The sequence below is a fragment of the Leptospira vanthielii serovar Holland str. Waz Holland = ATCC 700522 genome, from assembly GCF_000332455.1.
In the GTDB taxonomy this organism is placed as follows: Bacteria; Spirochaetota; Leptospiria; order Leptospirales; family Leptospiraceae; genus Leptospira_A; species Leptospira_A vanthielii.
Genome location: NZ_AOGY02000069.1, coordinates 112,154 through 137,723, shown reverse-complemented (window position 1 = coordinate 137,723; position 25,570 = coordinate 112,154). Strand labels below are relative to the sequence as shown.

Here is a 25,570-nt window from a genome sequence, read left to right as displayed (position 1 = left end):
TTTTTGTCATCCGGGAAGTCCTTGGGAAAGGGGGACTTGTGAAAATACGAATATGCTAATAAGAGATTTCTTTCCTAAAAAAACTGACTTTAATGATATATCAAGAAAAGAACTGAAAAGAGTCCAAAAGCTTTTAAATGAGCGTCCAAGAAAAACGCTTGGCTGGAAAACTCCCGCGGAAAAAATAAAGGAAGTGTTGCGTTAAACTTTAGAATCTATCTTTTCTAAAATAAGGTAGGAGTTGATTTGTGAATTTTACTGTTCCCCAAAAATTGGTTTCAAATTGTTCTCTTCCTAATTCAATCGGTGTTTCTTCGGCTAACCCTGTAACTAAATATCCTGCATTATTGATCAGAACATCCAGTTTATCAATGTGGCTGAATAGTCTCTTCGTGAAGGATTCGATGGAACTATCGGAAGAAATATCCAGTTCTAATAATTGGAAGGGTAATTTTGAACTGTGTTTTTCTGGATTACGGCTAGTGCCAATCACTCTATGCCCACTTTCGTGAAGTTTGTTGGCAATCAGAAGTCCGATACCTGAGGATGCACCAGTTATTAAAATTGTTTGTTTCATTGTTTTTGTCTCGTGTTCTATCAAAATTTTGTAGTAGTAGGCAATTTTTGGCTTTAAAGAACATTCCCAGAATTTTCTACTTCCGTATTCTTTGACTCATATTACTTGCAAAAAACAAGTAATATGAAATTAAATTACTTGTTTTTTGCAAGTAATTTAATAAAATGAATTTATGCCAGTGAATCAAAAAAGGTCAGATTGTCCGATTAGCTGCGCCCTTGATATTTGGGGTGATAAATGGTCGCTTCTCATCATTCGAGATATTATTTTTTCAAACAAATCTAGCTACGGAGATTTCCTGAAGTCGCCGGAAGGAATTGCTACGAATATTCTCGCATCCAGGCTTCAGTCGTTGGAAGAAGGTGGTCTCATCGAAAAATCAAGCCATCCAGACAACAAGGTGAAAGTTATATATAAATTAACACAAAAAGGCATCGATTTGATGCCTGTATTTATCGAAATTTATATTTGGGCTGAAAAGTATTTTGAGATTCCGAAAGATATAAAAACAAAGTTAAAAAAGGTAAAAAAGGATAAAGAAGTGTTTGTAAAATTGATGTCAAAGAATCTGCAAACCAATCGTGTTTAATTTTTTTATCAATTAGTGTGCTGTTAATTACCACACTAATTTTTATTCTAATTACTTATCTGAAAAAAAATTCCACATAACATCATTGGCTTTGATTGCTTGTGAAGGGGACGCACCACCAAAGAATAGTGAGGGTTTTTTGCCACCGGGCCATGAATGTCCTCCTGATTCCGTAACACAAAGTTTTACCTTCACACCATCTTTGCATTCACTATATTCATCACATGTGACATCTTCTGCTTCTAATACTCGTTTGGGTGTTGGATTACACTCATTAAATTTTACCCACTTGGAAATAGATTTCGGTACAGACACAAAATCTGTTACGAGTGACTTATCTTTGAAACTAGATCCAGATCCCCCATAGAATAATACTTTATCATCGTCTTTGGCATGGATATGTAATACAGAAATTGGTTTTGTGGGACTACAAGCGACCGTGTTATCTGTTCCTGCAACCGCAGTGATGGCAGCCAATTGGTCTGTCATTTCACAAGCTAGGCGGTAGGACATCATAGCCCCATTGGACATACCTGTAGAGTATACTTTGGATTTGTCGATTTGCAGTTGTTTTGTGGCATGATTCAAAATTTCTTTCACATACCCAACATCATCTATCTTTTTATCACGTGCCTCAGCGCAACAGTTGCCTGCATTCCAAGTGGCAATTTTTCCGGATTTGTATTTGCTATATCCATTCGGGAAGATAGTGATATGGCCATTCTCTTCTGATTTAGAAATCTGGTGATAGTATTCTTCGTTGGATTGGATTTCCATATCACCACCACCCCCATGAAATACGAGAAGAAGGGGGGTCGGTTTGTTTATGGAATAAGATTTAGGAACATGGACTTTATAATAACGAGGGATGTCTCCATGAGAGAATGTGAATGTGTAATCGCCTGGTGCTTCGATTTTTTTCGTTAGGTCAGAAGAGGCAATGGGAGCTGGTTTTTCTTCCATCCTTTTTTGGAACCGTTCTCTGATTTTTGTGCGTAACCAACCCCGCGAACAAGATTCTGTGGTAAAAATAAGTAATACCAAGGGCAAAACAACAAGAAATTGGGATCTAAGTTTCATAGGATCCTCCAAAAGAATCTAGGCATACGACCCAGATCTTTTACTAAAAGTTCCATCGTATTCGACTATCCTATAAAAAACCTCGGTGATCGAAAAGAATTTCTCTAAACTTTTCACAATCTATGTTTGGATCTTTAAGTTTGCTAAAATTTCTAGGGACCGAATTTTGGCATCAGTATCGTAAACAGAAGTTACTGTCATTAGCTCATCGGCCTTTGTTTCTTCCAAAACCTTGGTGATCCCTGCTTTTACAGTATCAGCAGAACCCACAACTGAATAGGATAACATTTGTGAGGCGATTCCCTTTTCTTGTTCTGTCCAATACGAGTTTATATCCTCAATTGGTGGGGGAAAGGTTCCTCGGCTATTTCTTAAGATTCGAGTGAAGGACTGTTGGGAGCTGGTAAATAGAAATTTTGCTTCTATGTCAGTTTCGGCGGCAATGACATTCACACCCACCATCACATAAGGTTTGTCCAAATACTTAGAAGGCCTAAATTGTTTTCGGTAAATGGAAATGGCCTCCATTAAGGCTCCCGGTGCAAAATGAGAAGCAAAGGCATAAGGAAGGCCAAGCATCGCAGCAAGTTGTGCACCAAATAAACTAGATCCCAAAATCCAAACGGGAACATGAGTCCCCATTCCAGGAATCGCGCGAACTTGTAATTGGTTATGATCTTCTTCAAAATATGTGAGGAGTTCCTTCACGTCTTCGGGGAAATGTTGCGAACTCATAGGGTCACGTCGTAACGCACGTAAGGTGAGTTGGTCGGTTCCAGGAGCTCTTCCAAGTCCCAAATCAATCCTTCCGGGATACAAACTTTCTAAGGTTCCGAATTGTTCTGCAATGACAAGGGGAGAATGGTTAGGCAACATGATCCCACCAGCTCCAATCCGAATGGATTTTGTATGTGCTGCTAAGTGACCAATCACTACAGAGGTAGCGGCACTGGCAATGGAGGGAAAGTTATGATGTTCTGCTACCCAAATGCGGTGGTAACCTAAGGCTTCTGCTTCCTTTGCGACTCGCACAGAATTTGCCAGAGCGATACTTGGACCATCGCCTTCGTTGATAAAAACTAGATCGAGAATTGATAACTGCACCATTAAGAACACATTCCCTTTTTCGCCTCTCACGTGTAAATGGGTAAAAATTTAAATTCACGATTTATATTTAAAAATTACATACACTTGTTATGTTGGCTCAAAAACTATTAAAGATTTTGGAGAGAAAAATTTACCTAAGGATGAAAAAGAATAGTCTAAGGACATTCATGGATTTTTTTCTGATTTTCCCGATTGGTAGATGAATGAAACGACAATACCCATAGTATGATATGAAAGTATCCCAACCCAATCTAAAACCTGATCATAAAAAACTCATCCATTCAGTATTTGTATTTGAATCAGATACTAAGGAAACAAAGAATCTCCCATTTTATGCAGATGGTTTTCCTGGAATTGTATTTTTTCATTCTGAACATCCAGTGACTGTATTTGTTGGTTCAGAATCTAAAGTGATGGATCCTGTTTTTGTTTATGGACAAACCATCGAACCCATTCGCATTCAGATCGAAGGCCCGTTTTTCTTTGTGATGGCACAACTTTTTCCTGCAGTCGTAGAAGAAACCTTAAAAATTCCAGTAGTGGAACTTACCAATTCTTGTTGGACCATTCCCTATTCAGATTGGGTTTTGGAACCTAACTTTAAATTGGCGATAGATAGTAAATCTTCTTCCTTAGCCGCAGAAGCACTTATTGATTTTATTTTAAAAAAAGGAGAAAAGTTTCAACCAGATCTGATTTTACATGCTTGTTTGGAAGAGATTTTGGATCTCAAAGGAAATTGTGAAATTGCAAAGTTATCCAAAAAACATGGACTTTCGGAAAGGACCTTACAAAGGCGGTTCCAAAATTATGTGGGGCTTACACCCAAACAATTTTCCACCATCATTCGGTTCCAAGCCAGCTTATACGAGTTAAACGATGTAAGTAAGTCTAAATTGACCGATGTTGCCTATGCCAGTGGATATGCAGACCAGTCACATTTCATTCGCCAATTCAAAACCTTTACCAAACAAAGACCATTTCGGTTTCGCGAAAAAATTTAAACTCTGTCGGGTTTGTTCAATTTTTATAATACAGTTTCCTGTATTCTGAATGGTATGAAACCATTTACACTCATCATTGGATCCAGCGGAAAAACTGGATTTAGAATCCTATCCAGATTGAAACAATTGGATTATCCTGTTCGATTGGGATCAAGAAACGCTAAGCCCTCCTTTGATTGGCTGAAACCAGAAAATTGGGAATCTGTCATTCAAGGAGTGACCCAAGTTTATATCAGCTTTCAACCGGACTTAGCGGTCCCATCTTCTCTCGCATCCATACAGCAGTTAGTGGATGTTTGTAAAAAAAACCAAGTGAAACGATTGGTATTGTTATCAGGAAGGGGAGAACCCGAAGCGAGAGCCTGTGAACAAGTGGTACAAAATTCCGGTTTGGAATGGACAATTTTAAGAGCGAGTTGGTTTTTCCAAAATTTCAGTGAAGGAATGTTTTTGGATCAGATCTTAGGAGGACCTGTTTTGTTTCCTCGGGTGAGCGCAAGCGAACCGTTTGTGGATCTAGATGACCTTGCCGATCTTGCTTTCGAGTCACTCATTACAGACAAACATCGCAACCGTTTGTATGAATTGACTGGCCCTGAACTTTGGAATTTCAAAGATGCCTTCCAAACCATAGCAGAAGTTACCAACCAAATCATTCCCTTCGAAGAATTGCCGTTAGATGATTACATCCAAACCTTAAAAGAATGGGGACTTCCAGAAGACACCACTTGGCTCATAAACTATCTATTTCGCACTGTCCTTGACGGCCGTAATGAATCGGTAGTCAAGGATTTGGAATTGGCTCTGGGTAGAAAACCAAAAGACTTTCGGACTTATGTGAAGGAAACCGCCGAAACTGGAATTTGGAAACTACCCGAGAAAGCCATTTAGTCACTGTTCGGTGGGATACCCACTGTAGGTCATTTTCCCGGTAAAATACAGCGGACTTTTTTCTTCCAAGAGAATCCTTGTGTTTAATTTGGATTGGATCTCTTGGAGGGTTTGCGCTGAATAGGAACTGCCGTTGCCATCCACAATCAAAACATAATGGTAAGAAGAGTTTGGATTTTCCTCTAGATCCAAGTCGTCCCAAATATGGACAATATTTCCCGAACCAACATCCCGATTTCTGTCAGGAACGCTAATGGCTTCGTTTGGTTCTTGGTTTGGTGAATTTGGTAGGCCTTGGTTATAAATTCTTTTTTCAGAAATCAGAATGGTCTTTGTGGGATCAAAATGAGAAGGTAGATAGACTTCTGTAGGTGCATCGGAAAACCTTCCCTTCCAAATCAGGAGTTGGAACCTTTTGTCACCAAAGTATTTGGTTTCCGTATTTCCAGGTTTGATGGCCGCCCAAGAAAACACTTTATTCCAAGTATCAGATCCCACTGTATTGTAGTGAGTACTCATCACGCGGCCTTGAGACTTTCGAAAGTAAGCACGAGCCACCACACGTTCATCTAAATTAAAACTAGTTCCATAATTTCCTACAACAGAGAAGTCTTCTTCATTCCATGCATCTTTGGTTGTAACGAGTTTAGAAGGATTTCCATTCATGTACTCAGCATGGTTGTTGTAATAATAATCCCAATGCCACTGGGTTCCTGAAACAATGGGATTATAAAAATCAGCAAACCTAGATTTCGAACTTTGGTTTCCATCGGATACTTCCATGGCTTGGTAAACAGCACTAATCATTCTGGCTGTATCTTTGGCACCCGTTCCTTTCAGCCACATTCCAAATTCGCTTAAGAAAACTGGGATTTTTAAAAACCTAGATTCCTTTCTGATTTCATCTAAATACTTAAAATACGTTGCATTATCAATTCCAGTCAGGTCAGTACCCATTCGGCCTGCATCATAGAAGTGAGAGTTAAATACAAAACCGGGGCCAGGGGGAGTGAGTAAATGGCCACCACCTGTGGCTGGGGCTATCGCCGAACCAATGTTTGTATTCCAAAATACCAAAGGTTCTGCAAATACCCATTTGTTTTCCCATCCATTTTGGTTGAGGATGGTTCGTATTTTTTTGTACATAGGCCAAAGTTTTTGGTTGTCCCACTGAGCGGGTGTTAGTCCTTCCATTCCCCCATCTACAGGTTCGTTGAAAGGATCAAGTCCCAAAACATAGGAAAACTCTTCTGCGGTTAAATTTTCTCGAATATAGGAAGTCGCTTTTGCAATTTGCCAGAGGAACTCTGTTTGCATATTCCTTGTTCCTTGGGTTGTCGAAAGCGGGGCGTTGTTCCAGAAATTGCGAAAAGCCCGGCGGACGGCTTCGTTGGTTAGATTATTTTGGCTCCAACTGGCACAAATAAATCCGCAGTATTCCGTAGGATAACTTCCTCCTTTGGTGATCCAAGCAGGAGCACCATTTCCTGTATGCCAAGAGTTTTTATTAAAGAGATGGCGAGAGAACAAATCTTGGTGGTAGTCAAGAAGGATATACATTCGTTTGGCGGTCGCTTTTTTCATCTGAGCGATGACGGCATCTAAATAAGAATAATCAATGGTATCAACTCCCGGATGGACTCCTTCCCAGGCGATAGTAAAACGAATGAGATTGGATCCTGTGGTTTTGCCAAGTCTTGTAAGAGCGATCTCAGCATCAGAATCATTCACAAAAGGTTTAAATCCGTGTTGTGCTAGTTTCATATTTCCGGAGATATTAAAACCTCGGAAAGAAACTTCGCGGCCGAGCCCATCTACAAAGATCTGGTCTGTGAATTGGTTGTTTGTTTTTTCAGAAATCAAAATCTCCCTATCGTTTGAGCTAAGACTATAATCCAAACTATGAAGGGAGCTGGCTGTCACTAGAGACCTTGTGGAAAGACTCGTTCCGGGGCCACTTGATTCTGAAACAACGCTGGCACTGGGTAGGAGGAGGGCAAGGGCTGCAGGTTGTGAATCCTTTGTGGGAGCACAAGATACAATAGACAATAGGACTGTGGTGACAGCCCCATAGAAGGTTTGGGATTTTCCTTTTGATTTCATAGATCCTCTCTTTCGCATTCCTTGGGAAAAGGAACTCTGGCCACTTGGGTCATACTAGCCGACAATTGTCGATTAAAAAATGCCATCAAATTTCCATAAATATGGATTCACGTTTAAAAATAGAAGGGAGGATCTGTTTTGTTCTGATGTAAGGATGCGTTTTTCCGCGACTCCTTCCAGAAGAAAGGTCCATTTTGTCAGAATCCGTGGAATTCTTTAGGGTAGTCACGCTCCTTTTGTAGTGAAATTCTGAACGCTGGTCTATAAAAACCGACATCTGTCGATTATTTTTGTTGCCATATTTTTAACACCGTTTAGACTCATGTTCGAATTTGGCCTGAATTAAATCCCCCCGGCCCGGGGATAAATGCGAAAAAGATTTCATTTAGAAATTTAGATTCGGAGAGAGAATATATGAATTCCAAAAGAGATTCCCGAGTGCACTTGGGTTTAACCATTGTTTGTTGTTTTCTGGTTTTGACTTGTTCAGACCAGAAATCGTCCCCGTCACCCATCCTCGGTCTCGTGAGCTCTGCTGCTTCCGACACCGCTAGTTCTGATTCAGTGAGCACAACTAGTGTGAGTCGTGCCGTCGCACCATCACTCGGTTCCTCCCCTTATCTTGTTGGTGCTGGGATTTATGACATCACAGGTCCTGCAGCGGAAGTAGGTATGATGGGTTTTGCCGAATCAGCGCAAAAAACAGAAGGGATTTATATGCGCCTTTGGTCAAGGGCCTATATCATTGGAGACGAATCCAAACGAGTGGTGTTTGTGAGCGCTGACTTAGGAATGGTTTTCCAATCCATCAAACAAGCAGTAAGTCGAAAGATTGCATTGGATTCGGAACTATCTCCTTATTACAATCAGGCCAATGTTCTCCTCTCTGCAACTCACACTCATAGTGGACCTGGAGGATATTCTCATTATTTTTTATATAACGCCACAACAGCTGGTTTTATCAAAGAAAACTTTGATGTGATTGTAGATGGAATCTATCGTTCCATTAAACTAGCTCACCAAAATTTAGTTCCCGGAAATGTATACATCAACCAAGGGAATCTCACTGATGCGAGTCAAAACCGTTCTGCCGTTGCTTATGATAAAAACCCAGCGGCAGAAAGAAGTTACTATTCTTCCAATGTAGACCAAACCATGACTCTATTGAAACTGGTTGCGGCCGATGGTCGGGAACTTGGAATGGTAAACTGGTTTGCTGTCCACCCCACAAACGTTGGTCCAACAAACAAATTGATTGGAGGGGATAACAAAGGTTATGCTTCTTATTTATTTGAAAAGGCGAAAGGAGCTAATTATTCCGCAAACCAAACTTTTGTGGCTGCCTTTGCTCAGTCGAATGCAGGAGATGTGACTCCGAACCTATGGGGTCCAGCGGATGGTGTGAACGACTATGCTCGTCAAAACATCATCGGAGAAAAACAATTCAACAAAGCTCAGTCTCTTTATTCAAGTGCCAACACACAATTGACGGGTTCTGTGGACTTCCGTCATACCTATGTTAACTTCTCTAATCTTTATGTGAGTAGTGTAGGAACTACCACTTGTCCTGCGGGAATGGGAGCTTCCTTTTCTGCTGGTAGTGTGGAAGACAATGCAGTCTCAATGGATTTTTTTGACGAAGGAACCACTGTTGATTCTTTGGATTGGAATACAAACACGGCGGATGCCTTTAAGTCTAGTTTCCTTGGCGGTTTTCTCGGGGTTCTCTGGCCGGCTTCTACAAGTGAAGCATATAAACTTTGCCATGCGGAAAAACCTGTCCTCATTCCTACAGGGGTTGCTAGTTTCGATGGGAATCCTTGGACACCACCGGTGATCCCTATGCAGATCATAAAAATTGGGAACCTAGCGATCCTTGCGATTCCAGCGGAAGTATCTACAATGGCTGGACGCAGGCTTCGTTCTCTTGTGAAAAATGTATTAGAAAACGAATACACTGTGATTGCTGGGCTTTCCAATTCTTATACTTCGTATTTAACAACAAAAGAAGAATACTCTTCCCAACAGTATGAAGGAGCTTCCACTCAATTTGGACCAAACACACTTTTTGGATATGAACAAGAATTTGGGAAGTTAGCGAGTGCTATGCGAAACGGAAGTGCCTCTCCTGCGGGTCCAACACCAGCGGATCTAACGAACAACCAAGCAACTTTCCAAACAGGCGTTGTATTTGATGATGTTCCTCTCTTTAAGAGTTTTGGAAGTGTTGTCACTCAACCCTCTGCGTCATATAGCAGTGGCGCTACTGTCAATGCCGTATTCTGGGGTGGACATCCAAAAAACAATATGCTCATCGGAAGTAGCTTTGTGGATGTAGAAAAACAAAATGGATCCACATGGACTGTGGTGGCACGGGATTATGATCCATCCACTACCTACAGATGGCAAAGAGACGGAGTTGCCAATTCCAAAATCAACGTTTCTTGGAAAACTAGTTCCTTCCCATCGGGAACCTACCGCATCCGCCACCGAGGCCATTGGAAGTCGGGATGGACGGGAGCCATTAGCGCCTACCAAGGAGTCACAAACAATTTCACAGTGCAGTAATATCTGAACGATCATTCACCTGGCCCTTAAAGAAGGTCAGGTATTTTTCTTTTACATCGGGGTTGACTGGGTTAGATTCTACGTAAGGCTCGTACTATGGATAAATTGGTAGACGCATCCTTATCTCCTGACCTTGCCTCTAGGCCTTTTAAATTTACAAGCAAACAAGGGAGAAACAGACGCACACAATTGTTAACAATTGCTTTGGAATTTCTCCGGGAAAAATCTCCCGAAGAGATTAGTTTTGCTGACATTTGCAAAGAGGCAAATATCCCCAGGCCCTCTGCTTATCATTTTTTTCCCAATGTAGAAGCCATCTTCCATGGAATCCGATTATTACACTCAGAAAGCCTAATTGAAAAATCAATTTTACTAAGAAGAGAAACATTTGTTAGTTGGGAGCATTACATTGAACGTTCTATTGATGTAGCAGTGGAAGTGACCAATAAAGAAATTGCTTTTCCACGTTTGATTTATGGATACCGAATGAGTAATCCTGAAATGCGCCAAGTAGGCCAAGAGTTGGATGCAAAACTTGCGAACTTAGCGAAGTTAGGTCTTATGGACCGGTTTGTTTTACCGGAATTAGAACAAGCAGACCAAATCTTTGGAGTTGCCTTTTCCATTGCAGATTCACTACTCAAACATTCCTACAGAACCTATGGAGACTTCACACCATGGATGGTAGGGGAAACTAAAAAAGCCACCATCTCTTATCTAAAGAATTATCTACCCGAAGTTTGCGAACCTAAGTAGAACTTAGAAATTTCCAGAATAGGTGGAGCCGTTCACTGTCCCGCCATTCACAGTTCCTATATCAGTAATGGCAGTTGTACCTTCATCAAAGTAGAGAGCCGTCGGACAATCAAAGAGACGGTTTCCATTAAAGATGAAAGGATTGGTTCCGCCTGCTTCATACACACAATACCGATTCGTTCCACCGGTAGTAAAGAGTGTATTATTTTGGTAATTGCCCAAATTTCCTACACCTCCTGGAAAATAGACTGCTCTACTGGTAATCCCTGCTCCTCCATCCATACTGTTGTTAGTCACAGTGGGATTGGAAGGCGGACTTGTGTTCAATGCATAGGAAATCATTCCCGTTCCGCCAAAAAAAGTATTCCCTATGATGGATGGAGTGTTTACTTGCGGAGCATTATAGATTCCATGTGCAGAAGCAACAGGTGCATTCCCCCCTTGGATGGTATTAGAAACAATAATCGGTGCGGAAATGTTTTGGATAAAAATTCCGAAAGAAGAAGAAGTCGCTGAAGTTCCTCCCATAATGAGATTGTTTGCAATGAGTGGAGAGGAAGCCGAAACTAAGATGGCCGCGGACATGGCTAGATTCACCGCCCCACCTTCGAGTCGGTTGTTTGTGATGGTCGGAGAACCAGAAGAACAGGAAATCGCCATGGACATTCCACTAGCATTGGGATTGGAAGGAGCTCGGATTGTAAATCCATCGACGACCGTATTTGGGGTAATGGATGCTCCTGCAATCATTGTATAAGTATCAGTGATAAAGTTCGAGTCTATTGTGGCCACCATCGTAATGTATTGAGATGGATTGCGGTTTAAAAAATCAGTACTAAGCCCTCCATAGAGTGAGACAGTTTCTGTAAGGACAATACTCGGCATTGCGGGTTTAGTAATGAAATAGTCTCCCGCAGAAACGAGAATGGCCGCGGGTGCAGTAGCTCCTGTAACTGCAGAAGCAATCGTGAGTTTGGGACTTCCTATCGATGTGCCCATATTTCCATCATTTCCATTGGTACTTACATAGTATAAATTGGTATTGGACGTTAGGACTGTATAAGAGCCAGTAACGGTTGTCATTCGAAGTCCCAATGAGTCACTGGCATCCAGCAGAAAAGGAAGGGTTCCCGTGGGAATGGATCCGGAAAGGGTCACCGTATCATTGGTAGAATTTGTATCAGACCAAATTTGTGTGAGTTGGGTTCCCAAACTTGCTGAAACTGAGCTTGGATTCATTGACCGGTTGAAAACCACAAGGATTTGCGCATTGGATAGAATTATATTTCCTACGGAAGGAGTGATCGTGGCCCTGGGGCCCGTGCCCGTAAGTAAACTCAGTAGGAATCCCATATCTCGAAGTTTGTCATTTTTTCTAGATAGGTCGAGATCCAAAATCTCTCTGACGATTGGGTTTAGTAAACAATGGAACTGTATTAATATCAGAAAGAAAAAAAGTAGTCTAGGGACTTTTAGGAATACATTTTTGTTTCGCATAAAATAACCAATGCAGGTCAGTTTATCTTTTTTTTACCCAATGAGCAATGAATTTCCTTTGTTTCCTTTCGAACATTCTATACGCTACCGAATGTTCATTGTTTGTTGGTAAAATTAAGAGACATAATTCTCGCTTTTTTATCTCTACCAACGTTTGTTTTGCGATTCGGTTCCAAGGTTCATTTCATACCAATATAAGCATATTCGGTGACAGTTTGGATGAATTTTTCCATCTCATTCAGATCGTTTTTCATCTGCAAACGCCCTTCTAAAAACAACATAGCAATTCCGTGGATCATGGCCCAAGAAGCCAGGGTTTTTTCTCTTGTCTTCCCTTTCTCTAAATGCCCAAGATTTTGGCCCATACGAATGATTTCGTGTAACTGGCGATAGGTCCTCCTGGAGACAGCCAAAAGCGTTGGGTGGGTTTTTACATCCACTCCTGTCCCACCAAACATAATCCTTGCGAACTGTCTGTTTGTCATAATGAATTGAAAATAGGTCCATCCTAGGGCACGGTATCTGCCTTTGAAGTCCTGGTCCGTTTTTTCTAATTCTTTTTGGTAGGTTTCAAAATACTTTTGGAATCCGATTTCGGCAATCGCTGCAAAAAGCGCATGTTTATTTTCAAAATGATGGTAACTGGCAACATGGCTTACGCCGGCTTTTGCTGCTACTTTACGAAGAGAAATTTCTTCCAAAGAAGTATTTTCGAGTAAGTCCACTCCGGCTTGGATAAGAGCCTCTCTAACGTTCATCCCGTTTTCTTTGGAAGGTCGGCCCACCCCCATGGGTTTCTTCTGTGAGGATTTTTTTTTCGCCACTGCCATTTCCCCATTTTTAGCTGTTACGCTTTAGATTGCCAGTAGTTATTTACCGGTGGTAATTTATGGCTTGCCTCAATTTTCCAAAATATTACCAATGGTAAATTAATTCAAATGAGGATTAAGTCAGAATGAATACAGCTTTTTCACCCATCTCTCTTGGCAATTTCACCCTTCCCAATCGGTTCATTATGGGATCTATGCATCTCGGTGTGGAAGGAGAAACGGGAACTGCCGATCGTATGGCTGCATTTTACGGCAAACGATTTGAGGGAGGAGTGGGACTCATTGTCACAGGTGGGATCAGTGTGAATGAAGTTGGAAAGGGCTCTCATACTTTTTTTAACATCCAAAATACAGAACATGCAAAAGAATTAGAACAGATGAACTCACTCCTAAAAGGAAAGGGGACAATGTGTGCCCAGTTATTTCATGCAGGAAGGTATGCTGCGAGTAGGTCTTGTGTGGCTCCTTCTGCTATCAGAGTACCAATCAACCGTTATGTTCCAAAAGAACTCTCCGAAGAAGAATGTTGGAATACAGTAGAAGATTTTGGAAAAGCAGCAAAACTTGCCCGCGAAGTTGGTTTTGGAGCCGTGGAAATTATGGGTAGTGAAGGGTATCTTTTAAACCAATTTTTTTCTGCCGTCACAAACAAACGAAATGATTATTTTGGCGGAGACTCTAAACGGAGAATTAACCTTTCTATCGAAGTAGTGCGTGCGGTAAAAAAACAATTACCCGAAGGATTTCCTGTGATTTTTCGAATGTCTGGAATTGATCTCATTCCAGGAAATCCAACCTTTGAAGAAGTAGTGGAGCTTGCACAAACCTTACGCGATGAGAAAGTTTCTGCACTCAACATAGGTATTGGTTGGCATGAATCAAGAATCCCAACCATAAGCCAACTGGTTCCGAGAGGAGCATGGGTTTCCATTGCAAGTCGTATCAAAGAAAATACACCTGGTGTTCCAATCATTGCTTCCAACAGAGTGAATGATCCTATTACCATGCAACAAGTGTTCGATGAGAATAGGGCAGATATCATTTCCATGGCAAGGCCATTTTTAGCTGATCCTTCCATTGTTAAAAAATTCCAATTGGGTATGTCAAATCGAATCAATACTTGTGTTGCTTGTAACCAGGCTTGCCTTGACCATGCCTTCCAAGAAAAATCCGTTTCTTGTATCGTAAATCCAGAAGCAGTTAATGAATTAGAATTTACAAAGCCAAAAGTAAAAGACCCTAAAAAAGTTCTTATCATTGGAACAGGTCCTGCTGGACTTGAAGCGGCCCGTGCCAGTGCAAGTCTTGGTCACAAAGTTACTTTGATCGAAAAAGCAAATGTGCTTGGGGGACAATTCCAATTAGCTTCGCATATTCCTGGTAAGTCGGAGTTTAAAGAAACCATCCGTTATTTTTCCAATGAACTTCCTGCTTTAGGTGTTGATATACGATTGAATACAACAGCAACTCTAACATTGTTAGAAACAGAAAATCCAGATGTTACAATTTTTGCAAGTGGTGTGAAACCAAGAGAGTTTTCCTTAAAAGGACTAGAAAATCTTCCCTCTGGAAACTATACTGAGTATCTCACTGGAAAGTTTCAACCAGGCAAAAGAGTGGCTGTGATCGGTGGAGGAGGGATTGGTGTGGATGTGGCACATAGATTGACAGAAGAAGAGGATCCGACCCTTGCTTCTTATGATAAGAAGTACAATATCAGTTCCTTTACCGATGCAGGCGTACAAAAAGAAAAGGCCAAAAGGGATGTGGCAGTGTTTCGTCGGAATGGAAAACATGGAGCAGGCCTTGGGCCTACAACCTTTTGGGCACTCAAACAAGAGTTAGAATCAGTGGGAGTTGAGTTCTTTCATGGACTGACATACAAAGAAGTGACAAAAGAGGGTCTCAAAGTCGAATTAAAAAACGGAGAGGAATTTTTGTATCCTTGTGATTCCATCATCTTATGTGTGGGGCAAGAAAAAGAAACTTCACTTTTAGAGGAATTCCAAAACAAATATCCGAACAAACCAACCATAGTCATTGGTGGAGCCAAGGATCCAAGAAACATCGATGCCAAACGAGCCTTTTTTGAAGGTTTAGAAGCAGCACATAGCATTAATTAGGAGAAAAAACATGATCGCAAATAATTATTTTTCAGAGGATACCGATTTACAGGTAATTTTTAACCAACTTCTCGACTGGGATTCTATCATTCGGGAAACAGAAGGGGAAGGCTTTTTTGACCACCAAACATTCATTAAAACTAAAAACCCAAGGTTTGAAATGGCTCCTTCTACAAAAGAAGAAGCTATGGAGTTGTATACTTCCAGTTTGGATGCGATGGGAGATTTTTTCGGAAAGGATGTGTCTCAAAAATCCCAAACCATGGATCGCAATGAATTGAAATATTCTAATGGAAAGGTCATTTTTCCCAAAGAAACGATAGAGATTTATGAAAAATTTAGAAATACCGGCCTTATGGCCTATTCCATTTCGAGAGAGGCTGGGGGCCTTGCTTTTCCTGCGACAGTAGGTGCGCTCTATGCCATGCTTATGGCACGGGCCGATGTTTCTTTTTGTATGACAACCACCTTACTCAACTTAGCTCAAATTGTGGCGAGGTTTGGAACACCCGAACAGATTGAAACCTATGCCACCAAAGCTGCCACTGGAGAATGTTTGTTTGCCATGTCACTCACTGAACCTGATTACGGATCGGATCTTAATAATGTAAGAACCGTTGCGGTAAAACAAGAAGATGGAAGCTATCGACTAACTGGAACTAAGCGATTTATCTCTCAAGGTTGTGGTTTGGGAGAAAATCCCGCACTCCTTCTTACCTTAGCTCGCACGGGAAAATCCGAGGGTGGAGCCAGAGGTTTGTCGGTATTCATTGTCAAAAGCCAAGATGTATTTGTCGCAGGGATTGAAAAGAAGATGGGGATTCATGCCTCTCCGACTTGCGAAATTGTCTATGAAAATACTTATGGTGAGATTCTCGGAGAGGAAGGCCTCGGGCTTACCCGGTATACAGCAGGGATGACTAACTTTATGCGTCTTGTGAGTGCTTCTGGTGGTTGTGGTGGTGGAGCTGCGGGATATTATGAATGTGTCAAGTATGCCAATGAGAGAAAACAGTTTGGAAAACCCATCGCAGAAATTCCGGCCGTTGCGGAAATGATCCATAAAATCAAACGCGAAACCAATGCTATGCGACTACTCACTCTCGAAACGGCTCGTGTGATTGATATGTACCAACACCACCAAATTCGAATGGAAAAAGCCGGCAAAGACGATAGAGAGATCAGAAAAGATGAAAAGGTTAAATATTGGTCCACTTTAGCTTCCACTCTCACTCCTATGGCAAAATACTATAGTTCTGAGGAAGGACATAAATGTGCAAATCTCGCCGTACAAGTATTTGGTGGTGCTGGTTACACAGAAGATTATGATATCTCTCGCATGTTTCGGGACTCAAGGATTAACACTATTTACGAAGGTACAAGCCAAATCCATGTGCGAATTGCGACAGGAGCCATCCTTGCGGGTATGGCAGGGGACGGAAATTTCAGAAAGTATTTAAATTCACTAAAAGCAGAGATTCCAACACCGTCGCAATTTCTCTTAGAACAAGAACGTGTTTTAGAAGAAGCCATTCGTGAAATGCGTGGCATTCAAGAGGAAACAAGAAAGGAAACCGTTGCAGAGAATTTAATGATCCAAATGTCTAGGTATCTTTGCAGTCTGTTATATGAAAAAGCGATTTTCAAAATCGCTGATTCCAATATAAAAGAAGTTTGGGAAAAAGATTGCCTCGCCTATGTCATCGACAGTGCTGCGATTGCTCAATCTTGTTTGTATCGAATTCAGAATTTTGGATAAGGGGATTTTTTTAAATCCTCTGCGCAAGCCTTAACCTAAGGCCAAGATCTCAAACTGAGTCTGGCCTTATTGTGACTCTTTCACTTTACGGTTGTTAGGATATTTTCGACTAAATCGATTGTCTTTTGGATGGAAGTTGGATCTCCATAACCACCGGCCGTAGTGACTATCGTCATATCCAAAGAGGGGATTACAAAGATCAGTTGCCCACCGTTTCCAAGGGCCAAAGACCAAGGAATTTTCCTTTCACCGAGAACGGTTTCACCGAGCCACCACTGGTATCCATAACCTAAAGACTTTTTATCTTTTCGGAATAGAGTAACATCAGAATCAATATGTCGCGATAATGATTCATCTAACCACTGTTTTGAAATAATTTGTTTTCCTTTCCAAATCCCTTGATTTAAAATAAGCCTTCCTAATTTTAGCATGTCCCTTGGTCTTAGTCGTAGACCGGCATGGGCAAGAGCTCTTCCATTTCGGTCTTCTACCCATTCAAAGTTTTGGATTTCTAAGGGATCAAACAACCATTCCTTTGCCAAAACAGTAAGAGATTTACCTGTTTTCTTTATTAAAATATCAGAAAGTAGCGATGTTCCTCCTCCATTGTATTTGAATTTACTTCCCGGTTTCTTTGTGACTTCCCGATCCATAACAAAACCAGGAATGTCCATTTTCCAAAGGAGCCTTGTTTCATCACTGAATAAAAACCCAAACCTCCATTCTTCCCAATCTAGTCCACTACTCATTGTTAGGAGATGTTTCCAGGTGATCTCAATCCTTGGGTCGTCACTAGGAATGGATAATTCCGGATAGTAGGATAAAACAGAAAAGTTCACACCTTCTATTATTTTTTTATCAATCGCAATTCCAAAAAGTAAAGAGGTTACTGATTTACTCACTGAACGTACATCATGTAAGGTGTTGGAATCGAAGGCGGTCTCTCCATCGAAAGGAAACCTAAGCCCATAGCGTTTGTTAAATGGTTTATCCTTTCTCGTGTTGTATACTTCGGTGACCAATTTTCCGTGTCGTTCGATCACAATGGAATGCAGTTCGCTTTCCTCCGATCCAATCTCTCTGGCTAAATGACAAAAATTCTTTTGATCAAATCCCGTATCGATGGAATTACTAATTTGCCAATCCTGATCCATTATGGGGATAGGGCAATCCTCAGTAGATAAGGGATTTGCTTTTAACGGAGAGGAAATCCAAAAAACCAAAAGAAGAGATGTGAGAGTAAGATAAATTTTCTGTTTCAATGGTTTCATCCACAAAATCGAATTTAGAAATGGTAACATAGATTGAAAGTTTGGATACAAAAATCTAAATGAATCTACAAAAGACGAAGGTAAATTGTAGAACCTCTCTTTTGTAAAAACCGGGAATTTATCATTCGCCTATCTCTCTTCTCTGTGCTTTGATTTTGACTAAAAAATATAAACTAAGGTCTTGACGAAAAAAAAAATCCCTCTAAGGTTAGGCCGAGGTTTTTTATGAAAAAAATTTTAACTATCTTTACAAGTGTTGCTTTCCTCTTGACGGCATCTGTTTTTGCTCACGACCACGATGGCCATGGAAAAAATGCGATGGCAGGGGATCATTTCAAAAAAATGGATACCAACAGCGATAACAAAGTCTCTAAGGAAGAATGGCAAAAATTCCATGATGGTTTTTTTACCGAAATCGATAAAGATGCAGATGGATCTGTAACTTTAGAAGAGATGAAATCTGCTCGTATGGAAAAACGAGAAGAGAAAAAATCAGAGATGAACGACAAGGCCAAAGAAGCCAAAAAGAAAAAAGACGATAAGAAGAAAAAAACTTCCGAATAACATCTATTAGGATTGGGGCGCCTCGCATTGGATGGTTCATCATAATTTAAATGAGGATCCGATCGGGCTCTCCGTTTCAATCTTTGCACATCCGTGCAAAGGATTTCCACTTCGATCCCTGGCGCTTTGGATTTTACTTTCTACTCTGGAAACGATAAAAAATCCTTTTCGCAGTTTCCTCTACCATAAGATAAATGACAACCATAGACGCTAAAATTGCATAAAACTCCATCGGCGGAGGCACAAGTCCGAAATAGGTTTCTATTTTTGTAAATGGTAAAAAGGCACCAAGAGCGGCAATGCTGATAGAAACTAATGGCAAGTAATCTACGAGGTCTACAAATTGATTGATCCATATTGTTTCTTTCGGTTGACGAGTTAAAAAAATACGATCTTGATTGGTGTAACAATCATCTTATGAAAGCGAAAAAGTCAAAAGCCAATCCCGCAAAAAAAGCGACCCGTACTTCAAAACCGGTAAACAAACAAATTACTAAATCCAAACCAAAAAATATAACCAAACAATCCTCACCTGATTTAAAGCCAGTGTTGGCTATGGAATCGAATCCAACTGTGACAGAACTCATTGATACCATTCACGAGTATTCCATCGGCCATGAAATTGCGAATGCTGTCACTCATGGGATTGGTGGGGGTTTGAGTATTGCCGGACTTTCTCTACTATTGACGATGGCTGTTCTCTATGGTGATATTTGGCATATTGTTAGTTCTGCCATTTATGGGGCCACACTCATTTTATTGTATCTTGCTTCCACTCTTTACCATGGAATCTATCATTCCGCTACAAAACGTATCTTTAAAGTGATAGACCATGCATCAATCTATCTTTTGATTGCAGGGACTTACACTCCATTTACGCTTGTTAGTTTACGTGAGCATTCAGAGTGGGGTTGGACTCTATTTCTTATCGTATGGATCCTTGCCTTTGCTGGAGTTCTATTATTGTTATTGTTTCCAGGCAAATACAGTGGGGCTCGCGTTGTAGTTTATATCCTAATGGGATGGCTTGCCATTTTTGTTGTCAAAGACATTCGAACAGCAATTGGAGTTGGGGGAATTTCTTGGTTAGTAGCAGGTGGGCTTAGTTACACTGTGGGTGTTATATTTTACCTATGGGACAGGTTACCTTTTAATCACGCTATATGGCATCTATTTGTTTTAAGCGGAAGTCTTTGTCATTTTTTTGCGATTCTATTTTACGTGTTACCACCCATTCCAAAATAGAAAAATGAGTTTGTCAATTTATTGACTTCCGATAGAATTCATCCTCTTGCTGTTTTTTCGAACAGATAAGAAGGAGATAATATGAGAACATTGGTCACGATTAGCTTTATGCTGATGACGGTTTTGGCTTCTACCACATTGGTAGCAGAAGATTGTTTTCTTTGTGGAAACGGAAGTACCAACGGTTGCGAACAGTGTAGAGGAAAGGACAGAAAGGCCTGCGAAGCAAAAGGTTGTAAAATTTCCGGTACTGCTTCTTGTTCTACCGCAGCCAATGTAAAGGTTTGTAAAGTGGATCGTTCTTATAACGATCTAACCTTTATGGAAACAGTAAAACAAAACAAAACCAAAAAAATCAATTAAACCATTTGTGATGACCTACCGCAATGATTTGCGGTAGGATTTTTGTTTATTATAGTTAAACTTTAGTTAGACCGTGATATTGATCACTACATTCCCTTTTTTGTGCCCAGCTTCTACATAACGGTGAGCTTCCACCATTTCTTCTAAAGGATAAGACTTATCAATCACCACTTTAAAGGTTCCATTTTTGGTTAACTCCGCTAAAAAATTCAAATTCTCTAAAGTCTCTGCAATTGGTCCAAATTTGATATTAATTTTCTTGGTTAAGGAAATCCATGCTGCTTGAAACATATCTTTAAAAGAAGCTCCCACTAAAACCAAAACTCCTCCTTGGGTAAGATGTTTTAGGTTGGAGGGAGTTGAAGATTTACCTACACATTCAAATACAACATCATAAGTTTTGTTATGCGATTCGGAGTGGAACCCTTCATAATCCATAACAAAATCCGCACCGAGAGATTTGACTAATTCGAAATTTCCTTTACTGCAAACAGCTGTTACAATGGCACCAAAATGTTTTGTCAATTGGATGGCAGCAGTACCCACAGAACTGGAGGCACCATATATAATGATGGTTTGGTTTTTTTGTAGGTTACATTTTTGAATGAAGTCGAGGGCAGTTAAACTTCCAAAAGGTAAGGTAGCACCTTCCGGAAAAGACATTTCTTTTGGAAGAATCGTGATTACTGAAGATTCCGGTAAACAAATGGATTCGGCGTATGCTCCCATGCGTAAACCCGTGGATCCAAAAATTTTGTCTCCCACCTGAAACTTGGTAACGTTTTCTCCAACAGCATCGACCACACCTGAGATGGATCCTCCGAGGATGGGTTGCCTTAATTTGGTGATTCCGAAAAACAATCGAACGAGTTTGGGATCAGGTTTACGAAGACGCCAATCAGCCGAATTTACAGAGGTATTATAAATTTTGATTCTGATTTCATTTTTTTTTGGAGAAGGTGTTTCCCATTCTTCTAATCGAAGTACTTCTGGGGTACCATACTTTCTTGCAGTGATGACTTTCAATCGTTTTACTCCTGATTGGAGTTTTACACTTACACTGTAAGTATGTCAATGAAATTTATTTCTTATCTGTTTTGTTTTTTAGAATGGATTTATAGTGGATTTTATGATACAAGGGAGAGGCCAAGTAATATGGATAAAAAAAAGAGCAATAAACCAAGCAAAAATCTCAAAAAAGCTAACGTAAAAAAACGAAAGACTCTCTCGAAAGAACTTGTTTTGAAGGTGGCGATCCAACTTGCTGATGAGTCTGGATTGGAAGAGTTGTCGATGCGAAACTTGGCACTTCGGTTGGGTGTCGAAGCGATGTCTTTATACAATCATCTGAAAAACAAAGATGAACTTTTGGCTGAAATGGTGGATTTAGTGGTTTCAAAGATCACGTTACCAAGGATAGGTGGTGATTGGAAAAGGGAAATGAAAAAAAGAGCAAGGTCTGCTCGTGAAATCCTGGTTTTACATCCCTGGGTCCCCATGTTGATTGTATCTCGAATCAACACAGGGAAAGCAATGTTATCTTACTTTGATGCTACACTTGGATGTCTCCATTCCGCTGGATTTTCGTTACAAGCTGCCGACCACATTATCAATACAATCGATAGCCATACTTATGGTTTTATATTACAAGAATTGAATTTTCCATTCCAACCTGATGAGTATGCAGAAAAAGCAGAAGGATTTTTGCCAACTTTGGAATCAAGTCCCTATCCTTATCTCAGCAATTTAACCAAAGAGGTGATATCAGGAAAATACAATGGACTCCATAAGTTTGATTTTGGTTTAGATTTAATTTTAGATGGTTTAGACAAACCTCCTCATTTAATTAAATGAACAGAGATTTGGTCAAATTTTTATTGAATTGGAATTGAGGACCACCTTGTTTCCTCTAAATCCAATTTTGTTTGTTTTTTAATTTCCTCAATCATTTCTGTGCTCTGATTGATTTCTTTAAAGCCAGCATAACCAGAAGTATCTGTTTGGTCAGCACCACCGGTTAAGACTGTGGAGATAATGGCAGCACCTATTTTAGCAGTTAAACTTGTTTTAAAACTTCCAATAATGGATTCTCCAACGTTGTCCATGTCAGGATCTAATTCCAAGGCTGTTTTATTGAAATCTACTACATACTTCCCTAATATTAGGATTTGGTTTGGTTTGACTGTGAATTTTGATTTTTCAAGATTTTGCCGATCCAATATGTAATAAATATTTGCTTCTTTTTGCGTCTGAACGTCTTTTTCGTGAACGTGTGCACCGACAAAAGCATAATCACCTGGTTCAATATTCAAAACATAATAACGTCTTTGTGAGAAAAAATTCGTTTCAATTATTTGTAATTCACTAATATTCTTTTTCGATTTGTCAAGTTTGACTAACAAAACCCTTTCTGGGTAAAAATGGCCCATTAAAGTTTTAGGGATTATGAGTTCAAATGCGATTGCAGATGATTGGTTGGAGGAATTTGGTAAAATATCTGGTTTGATTCTGCAATTGAACAATGTGATTGCGAGAGTGAGTATGGCAAGTGTTCTCATTTTTGTCCTGATTTTTGTTAGTTCATATTAGAAATCGAGATTTCAGTAGAAACGTCAACAATAAATGTTAAGAAAACCAGATACAAACAAAACCCAGTGCGGTATGCCGCACTCTGGGTTAAAAACTATAAAAAGATTTTCTAAAAAAACTAAATTGCAAACACACTCTGGATTGTAAAATAGCTAGAGTTAGGTTTTAAATCGTATCTATGGTATGGATCTGTCTCATACGGATTGTTCTTTTGATTTCGAATAGCTTCTCCAGCATAGAGGGAACTGGCTCCAAACCAGAACGAAACATTTTCAAAAGGTGTAACAATATATATAAAGTTAATTTCCGTTGCTACATGCCTTCCTAGTTTGGGCCGATTAGGATTATAAGCTTCCGTGTTATAATAGTCTTCTGTAGAGGCGGTTTCTCCTGTAGCCTTACTTCCGGCCACATAATTGTTGTTATCGTAGTAACCATCTTGAAGTTTAACTTTATAATACCAGTGAGGGTTTAGAATAAAAGTTCCCCATTTGGCAGATTCATATTTTATGTTGATTGAATAGTCTTTGATGTTTTGCCAGAAAACCATTCCCGAGTTACCATTACCGGCGAAAGGTAGTCCTCCACCGGCCATCCTTCTTGTGGCAAATAGCGGATTGTAAGTACCTACACTTCCGTCATTTCGATTGGGATCTCCAGAGGCCTGGACATATTGAACTCCAATCCGAAACTCTTTTACTGGAGTGTATCCTAATTGGACGGCAACAATGTTTGATTTGTATTGGACAGGTGAAGAAAGAGGCGGTGCCTGTCCTGTTTTTTTATCGGTTGAGTAGGTGCCGGTTTGGTTTAGCCAATCAGGTGAGACTCGTTCGCCTGTAAATCCAGTTTGCCAAGCGGCTTCGACCATCCAGTCAATCCCGGTTTCGCTTGCGATCATATTTCCTTTTGTACGATTTGTTAGGCGGAATCCTGAAGTGTTGAGTTGGTCTGGTCCTCGGTAATAAATGTCCGAACCATAATTGACTGTTGTATTTGTGGCTTTTTGTTTTTGTTTATAAAGTGTGAAGTTATACAATTCAATTCCTAACCATTCCCAGGGTTTGAATCCATAATGAGCACCATAGTAAGAGGCATTTCCCGTTCCGCCAACACGAGTAGAATTGTTGGAAACCATACTATTGGAATTATTTTCCGATCCAATGATGGCACCAAAAAAATCTAAACTTTGTTTTTGAATGGTAATGGTAGTTCGAATGGCATCAAACGAGTTTCCATTCAAACTATCGTTTCTGGAACCTACAATCCTTCCGTCCCCGTAGTCTAGGATTTGGCGTCCCGTTCTTACTCGGAACATTTGATTGGTAGTTTTTAAATCCAAAAATGCTTCCCGAAAGCCTGTATAATTATTAAGAGGAACTTCTTTTTGTTTGGTGGTATCGACTAAATTTCCGGAATTGGGAATTACGCCTAACTTTTGGTCGGAAGATCCATTAACGATTTCTCCGCCCCAAAGTCGAACATCCTGAAGGGTTAACTTAAAGGCAATGTTTGGAGATAAATCCCCAATGAGATAAAATTGTGTTTGGTTACTTACCGTATTGCGATTGTCAGGTGTTGATTTGTCAAAGTCAGTATTATAAAGTGAATCAGCTTTCGGTCGGATACCCAAACCAACTCGGAAACGATCAGCAAACCAAAGATTTGTATTCTCTTGTAGCGCCTTTCTTTGTTTGGCGGTGACTTGCAGGCTTTTTAAATATTCCCCCGTTAAATTGCCTTTCATCGGGCTCACGTATTCTGCCGGCTCTTCTGGAGGAGGAGGGGGCGGTGGTGGCGTAGGAGGAGGTTGTGGAGTTTCAGGAACTTCTTTTTTAACAGGAGTGATGAACTGTGCGTCCAACTCTGCTGCCAAAGGCGATAGGAAAATCCCGAGCGAAATAAGGCCTATAATGATCCGATGATTGCGAACGTACATTTGATACCACCTATGTTTGAGCCAGTGGATACAGATCGTTACAACATTCAAATCTAATATTTATTAGTTAGTGGGAATCCTAGTTTTTTATGGAAGAAATTATTTATTTAGCAGGTTGGAACACCTTATTCAGGGTTCTAGTTTCTTCCAGCCTACATGTCCTAGATTCTTTAACGTTTTTCTGTTGTTTTCAAAAATACTGTCAATATTTGGATGAGAGTCAACAATGCGACTGATGCTATCTTCACGTAACAAATGTAATGTTTGGTATGGGGATCGGCCAACGAAGTTGGTTATGTCGTCTATCTTATTTTCTGCAAACTGAAACTGCGGATGGAAATTTGCAATCTGAATGATGCCATCTAAATCCAATCGATTTAAGAGAAAATCGGTATCGTCTAAAAAATCATTTTGGTCTAAAAAATTCTCCAGAACATAAGGATGAATCAGGAGGGTGGTTTCGGTGATGAGAGGATCGGTTTCTTTTAGAAATTGTAATTCTGATTCTAGATGGATGAGTAATTCTTTTTTTGTTTTTGAGTCACTCACAATATAACGAATTGTATTCGCTTGGTATGTGGGTTTTGCAAAAGGACATAGATTGAGTCCGATCACAGATTTTAAAACCCATTCTTTGGTTTTGAATAAAATTTCTTCTTCGTTTGTTAGATCTCTTTCCGTGGACATTCAGAGAATTTCCTTTTTGTTTTCGAAA

22 protein-coding genes and 1 pseudogene are annotated in these 25,570 nt (G+C 40.2%); 12 read left to right on the top strand and 11 right to left on the bottom strand.

What is annotated here, in order from left to right; genetic code table 11:
- Window positions 1-205, top strand: a 205-nt coding sequence (locus LEP1GSC199_RS17035; RefSeq protein WP_002988011.1) for an IS30 family transposase, incomplete at its 5' end; no start/stop codon positions are given.
- A gap of 9 nt (window positions 206-214) precedes the next feature.
- Here the strand turns inward: LEP1GSC199_RS17035 and LEP1GSC199_RS17030 are convergent.
- Window positions 215-577: pseudogene (locus tag LEP1GSC199_RS17030) on the bottom strand (SDR family NAD(P)-dependent oxidoreductase); the annotation flags it as partial.
- A gap of 172 nt (window positions 578-749) precedes the next feature.
- Between LEP1GSC199_RS17030 and LEP1GSC199_RS17025 the strand changes: the two are divergent.
- The gene (locus LEP1GSC199_RS17025; protein ID WP_002988271.1) at window positions 750-1,166 is read left to right on the top strand and encodes a winged helix-turn-helix transcriptional regulator; all 417 of its coding nucleotides are present in this window, start codon (window positions 750-752) and stop codon (window positions 1,164-1,166) included.
- A 51-nt stretch (window positions 1,167-1,217) separates the two neighbouring features.
- Here LEP1GSC199_RS17025 and LEP1GSC199_RS17020 read toward each other — a convergent pair whose 3' ends face one another.
- Window positions 1,218-2,246, bottom strand: a complete 1,029-nt coding sequence (locus LEP1GSC199_RS17020; RefSeq protein WP_002988026.1) for an extracellular catalytic domain type 1 short-chain-length polyhydroxyalkanoate depolymerase — start codon at window positions 2,244-2,246, stop codon at window positions 1,218-1,220.
- 120 nt (window positions 2,247-2,366) lie between these two features.
- Window positions 2,367-3,353, bottom strand: coding sequence for an LLM class flavin-dependent oxidoreductase (locus LEP1GSC199_RS17015; RefSeq protein ID WP_002988071.1), 987 nt, complete (start codon window positions 3,351-3,353; stop codon window positions 2,367-2,369).
- Between the two features lie 230 nt (window positions 3,354-3,583).
- Here LEP1GSC199_RS17015 and LEP1GSC199_RS17010 point away from each other — a divergent pair, with 230 nt between their 5' ends.
- Window positions 3,584-4,357: a helix-turn-helix domain-containing protein gene (locus LEP1GSC199_RS17010; protein WP_002988294.1), complete on the top strand. Its 774-nt coding sequence runs from the start codon at window positions 3,584-3,586 to the stop codon at window positions 4,355-4,357.
- 54 nt (window positions 4,358-4,411) lie between these two features.
- Window positions 4,412-5,248 (top strand): SDR family oxidoreductase, encoded by an 837-nt coding sequence (locus LEP1GSC199_RS17005; protein WP_002988254.1) that lies wholly within the window; start codon window positions 4,412-4,414, stop codon window positions 5,246-5,248.
- Here LEP1GSC199_RS17005 and LEP1GSC199_RS17000 read toward each other — a convergent pair whose 3' ends face one another.
- Window positions 5,249-7,351 carry a cellulase family glycosylhydrolase gene (locus LEP1GSC199_RS17000; RefSeq protein WP_002988308.1) on the bottom strand — a complete coding sequence of 701 codons (2,103 nt, stop codon included), beginning with the start codon at window positions 7,349-7,351 and terminating at the stop codon, window positions 5,249-5,251.
- A gap of 414 nt (window positions 7,352-7,765) precedes the next feature.
- Between LEP1GSC199_RS17000 and LEP1GSC199_RS16995 the strand changes: the two genes are divergently transcribed.
- Together LEP1GSC199_RS16995 and LEP1GSC199_RS16990 are read left to right on the top strand one after the other, a co-directional pair.
- Complete coding sequence (locus LEP1GSC199_RS16995) at window positions 7,766-9,919, top strand: neutral/alkaline ceramidase (RefSeq protein WP_039927214.1); 2,154 nt, start codon at window positions 7,766-7,768, stop codon at window positions 9,917-9,919.
- A gap of 96 nt (window positions 9,920-10,015) precedes the next feature.
- On the top strand, window positions 10,016-10,675 hold the full coding sequence (locus LEP1GSC199_RS16990) for a TetR/AcrR family transcriptional regulator (RefSeq protein ID WP_002988224.1): 660 nt from the start codon (window positions 10,016-10,018) through the stop codon (window positions 10,673-10,675).
- Window positions 10,676-10,678: 3 nt separating this feature from the next.
- Here LEP1GSC199_RS16990 and LEP1GSC199_RS16985 read toward each other — a convergent pair whose 3' ends face one another.
- Together LEP1GSC199_RS16985 and LEP1GSC199_RS16980 are read right to left on the bottom strand one after the other, a co-directional pair.
- Window positions 10,679-12,070 carry a hypothetical protein gene (locus tag LEP1GSC199_RS16985; protein WP_232420819.1) on the bottom strand — a complete coding sequence of 464 codons (1,392 nt, stop codon included), beginning with the start codon at window positions 12,068-12,070 and terminating at the stop codon, window positions 10,679-10,681.
- A gap of 281 nt (window positions 12,071-12,351) precedes the next feature.
- Window positions 12,352-13,002: a TetR/AcrR family transcriptional regulator gene (locus LEP1GSC199_RS16980; RefSeq protein ID WP_039927212.1), complete on the bottom strand. Its 651-nt coding sequence runs from the start codon at window positions 13,000-13,002 to the stop codon at window positions 12,352-12,354.
- Between the two features lie 125 nt (window positions 13,003-13,127).
- On the opposite strand from LEP1GSC199_RS16980, the gene LEP1GSC199_RS16975 reads away from it, so the two are divergent.
- Complete coding sequence (locus tag LEP1GSC199_RS16975; RefSeq protein ID WP_002988141.1) at window positions 13,128-15,125, top strand: oxidoreductase; 1,998 nt, start codon at window positions 13,128-13,130, stop codon at window positions 15,123-15,125.
- A 10-nt stretch (window positions 15,126-15,135) separates the two neighbouring features.
- Complete coding sequence (locus LEP1GSC199_RS16970) at window positions 15,136-16,884, top strand: acyl-CoA dehydrogenase family protein (RefSeq protein ID WP_002988311.1); 1,749 nt, start codon at window positions 15,136-15,138, stop codon at window positions 16,882-16,884.
- Between the two features lie 80 nt (window positions 16,885-16,964).
- Here LEP1GSC199_RS16970 and LEP1GSC199_RS16965 read toward each other — a convergent pair whose 3' ends face one another.
- Window positions 16,965-18,155 (bottom strand): serine hydrolase domain-containing protein, encoded by a 1,191-nt coding sequence (locus LEP1GSC199_RS16965; protein WP_002988258.1) that lies wholly within the window; start codon window positions 18,153-18,155, stop codon window positions 16,965-16,967.
- 225 nt (window positions 18,156-18,380) lie between these two features.
- On the opposite strand from LEP1GSC199_RS16965, the gene LEP1GSC199_RS16960 reads away from it, so the two are divergent.
- The 3 genes from LEP1GSC199_RS16960 (at window position 18,381) to LEP1GSC199_RS16945 (ending at window position 20,327) form a co-directional block, all read left to right on the top strand.
- Entirely contained in the window at window positions 18,381-18,719 is a 339-nt protein-coding gene (locus tag LEP1GSC199_RS16960) for an EF-hand domain-containing protein (RefSeq protein WP_039927210.1), read from the top strand.
- Window positions 18,720-19,136: 417 nt separating this feature from the next.
- Window positions 19,137-19,964 carry a PAQR family membrane homeostasis protein TrhA gene (gene trhA / locus LEP1GSC199_RS16950; protein WP_002988039.1) on the top strand — a complete coding sequence of 276 codons (828 nt, stop codon included), beginning with the start codon at window positions 19,137-19,139 and terminating at the stop codon, window positions 19,962-19,964.
- An 81-nt stretch (window positions 19,965-20,045) separates the two neighbouring features.
- On the top strand, window positions 20,046-20,327 hold the full coding sequence (locus LEP1GSC199_RS16945) for a hypothetical protein (RefSeq protein WP_039927206.1): 282 nt from the start codon (window positions 20,046-20,048) through the stop codon (window positions 20,325-20,327).
- 66 nt (window positions 20,328-20,393) lie between these two features.
- On the opposite strand, the gene LEP1GSC199_RS16940 is transcribed toward LEP1GSC199_RS16945, so the two are convergent.
- Window positions 20,394-21,353 carry an NAD(P)-dependent alcohol dehydrogenase gene (locus tag LEP1GSC199_RS16940; RefSeq protein WP_002988335.1) on the bottom strand — a complete coding sequence of 320 codons (960 nt, stop codon included), beginning with the start codon at window positions 21,351-21,353 and terminating at the stop codon, window positions 20,394-20,396.
- 48 nt (window positions 21,354-21,401) lie between these two features.
- On the opposite strand from LEP1GSC199_RS16940, the gene LEP1GSC199_RS16935 reads away from it, so the two are divergent.
- Window positions 21,402-22,181 carry a TetR/AcrR family transcriptional regulator gene (locus LEP1GSC199_RS16935; RefSeq protein WP_002988303.1) on the top strand — a complete coding sequence of 260 codons (780 nt, stop codon included), beginning with the start codon at window positions 21,402-21,404 and terminating at the stop codon, window positions 22,179-22,181.
- Between the two features lie 20 nt (window positions 22,182-22,201).
- On the opposite strand, the gene LEP1GSC199_RS16930 is transcribed toward LEP1GSC199_RS16935, so the two are convergent.
- The 3 genes from LEP1GSC199_RS16930 to LEP1GSC199_RS16920 form a co-directional block, all read right to left on the bottom strand.
- Entirely contained in the window at window positions 22,202-22,885 is a 684-nt protein-coding gene (locus tag LEP1GSC199_RS16930; protein ID WP_002988150.1) for a hypothetical protein, read from the bottom strand.
- A gap of 149 nt (window positions 22,886-23,034) precedes the next feature.
- On the bottom strand, window positions 23,035-24,855 hold the full coding sequence (locus tag LEP1GSC199_RS16925; protein WP_002988221.1) for an alginate export family protein: 1,821 nt from the start codon (window positions 24,853-24,855) through the stop codon (window positions 23,035-23,037).
- A 129-nt stretch (window positions 24,856-24,984) separates the two neighbouring features.
- Window positions 24,985-25,542, bottom strand: a complete 558-nt coding sequence (locus tag LEP1GSC199_RS16920) for a DUF1415 domain-containing protein (RefSeq protein WP_002988213.1) — start codon at window positions 25,540-25,542, stop codon at window positions 24,985-24,987.
- Window positions 25,543-25,570: the final 28 nt, after the last annotated feature.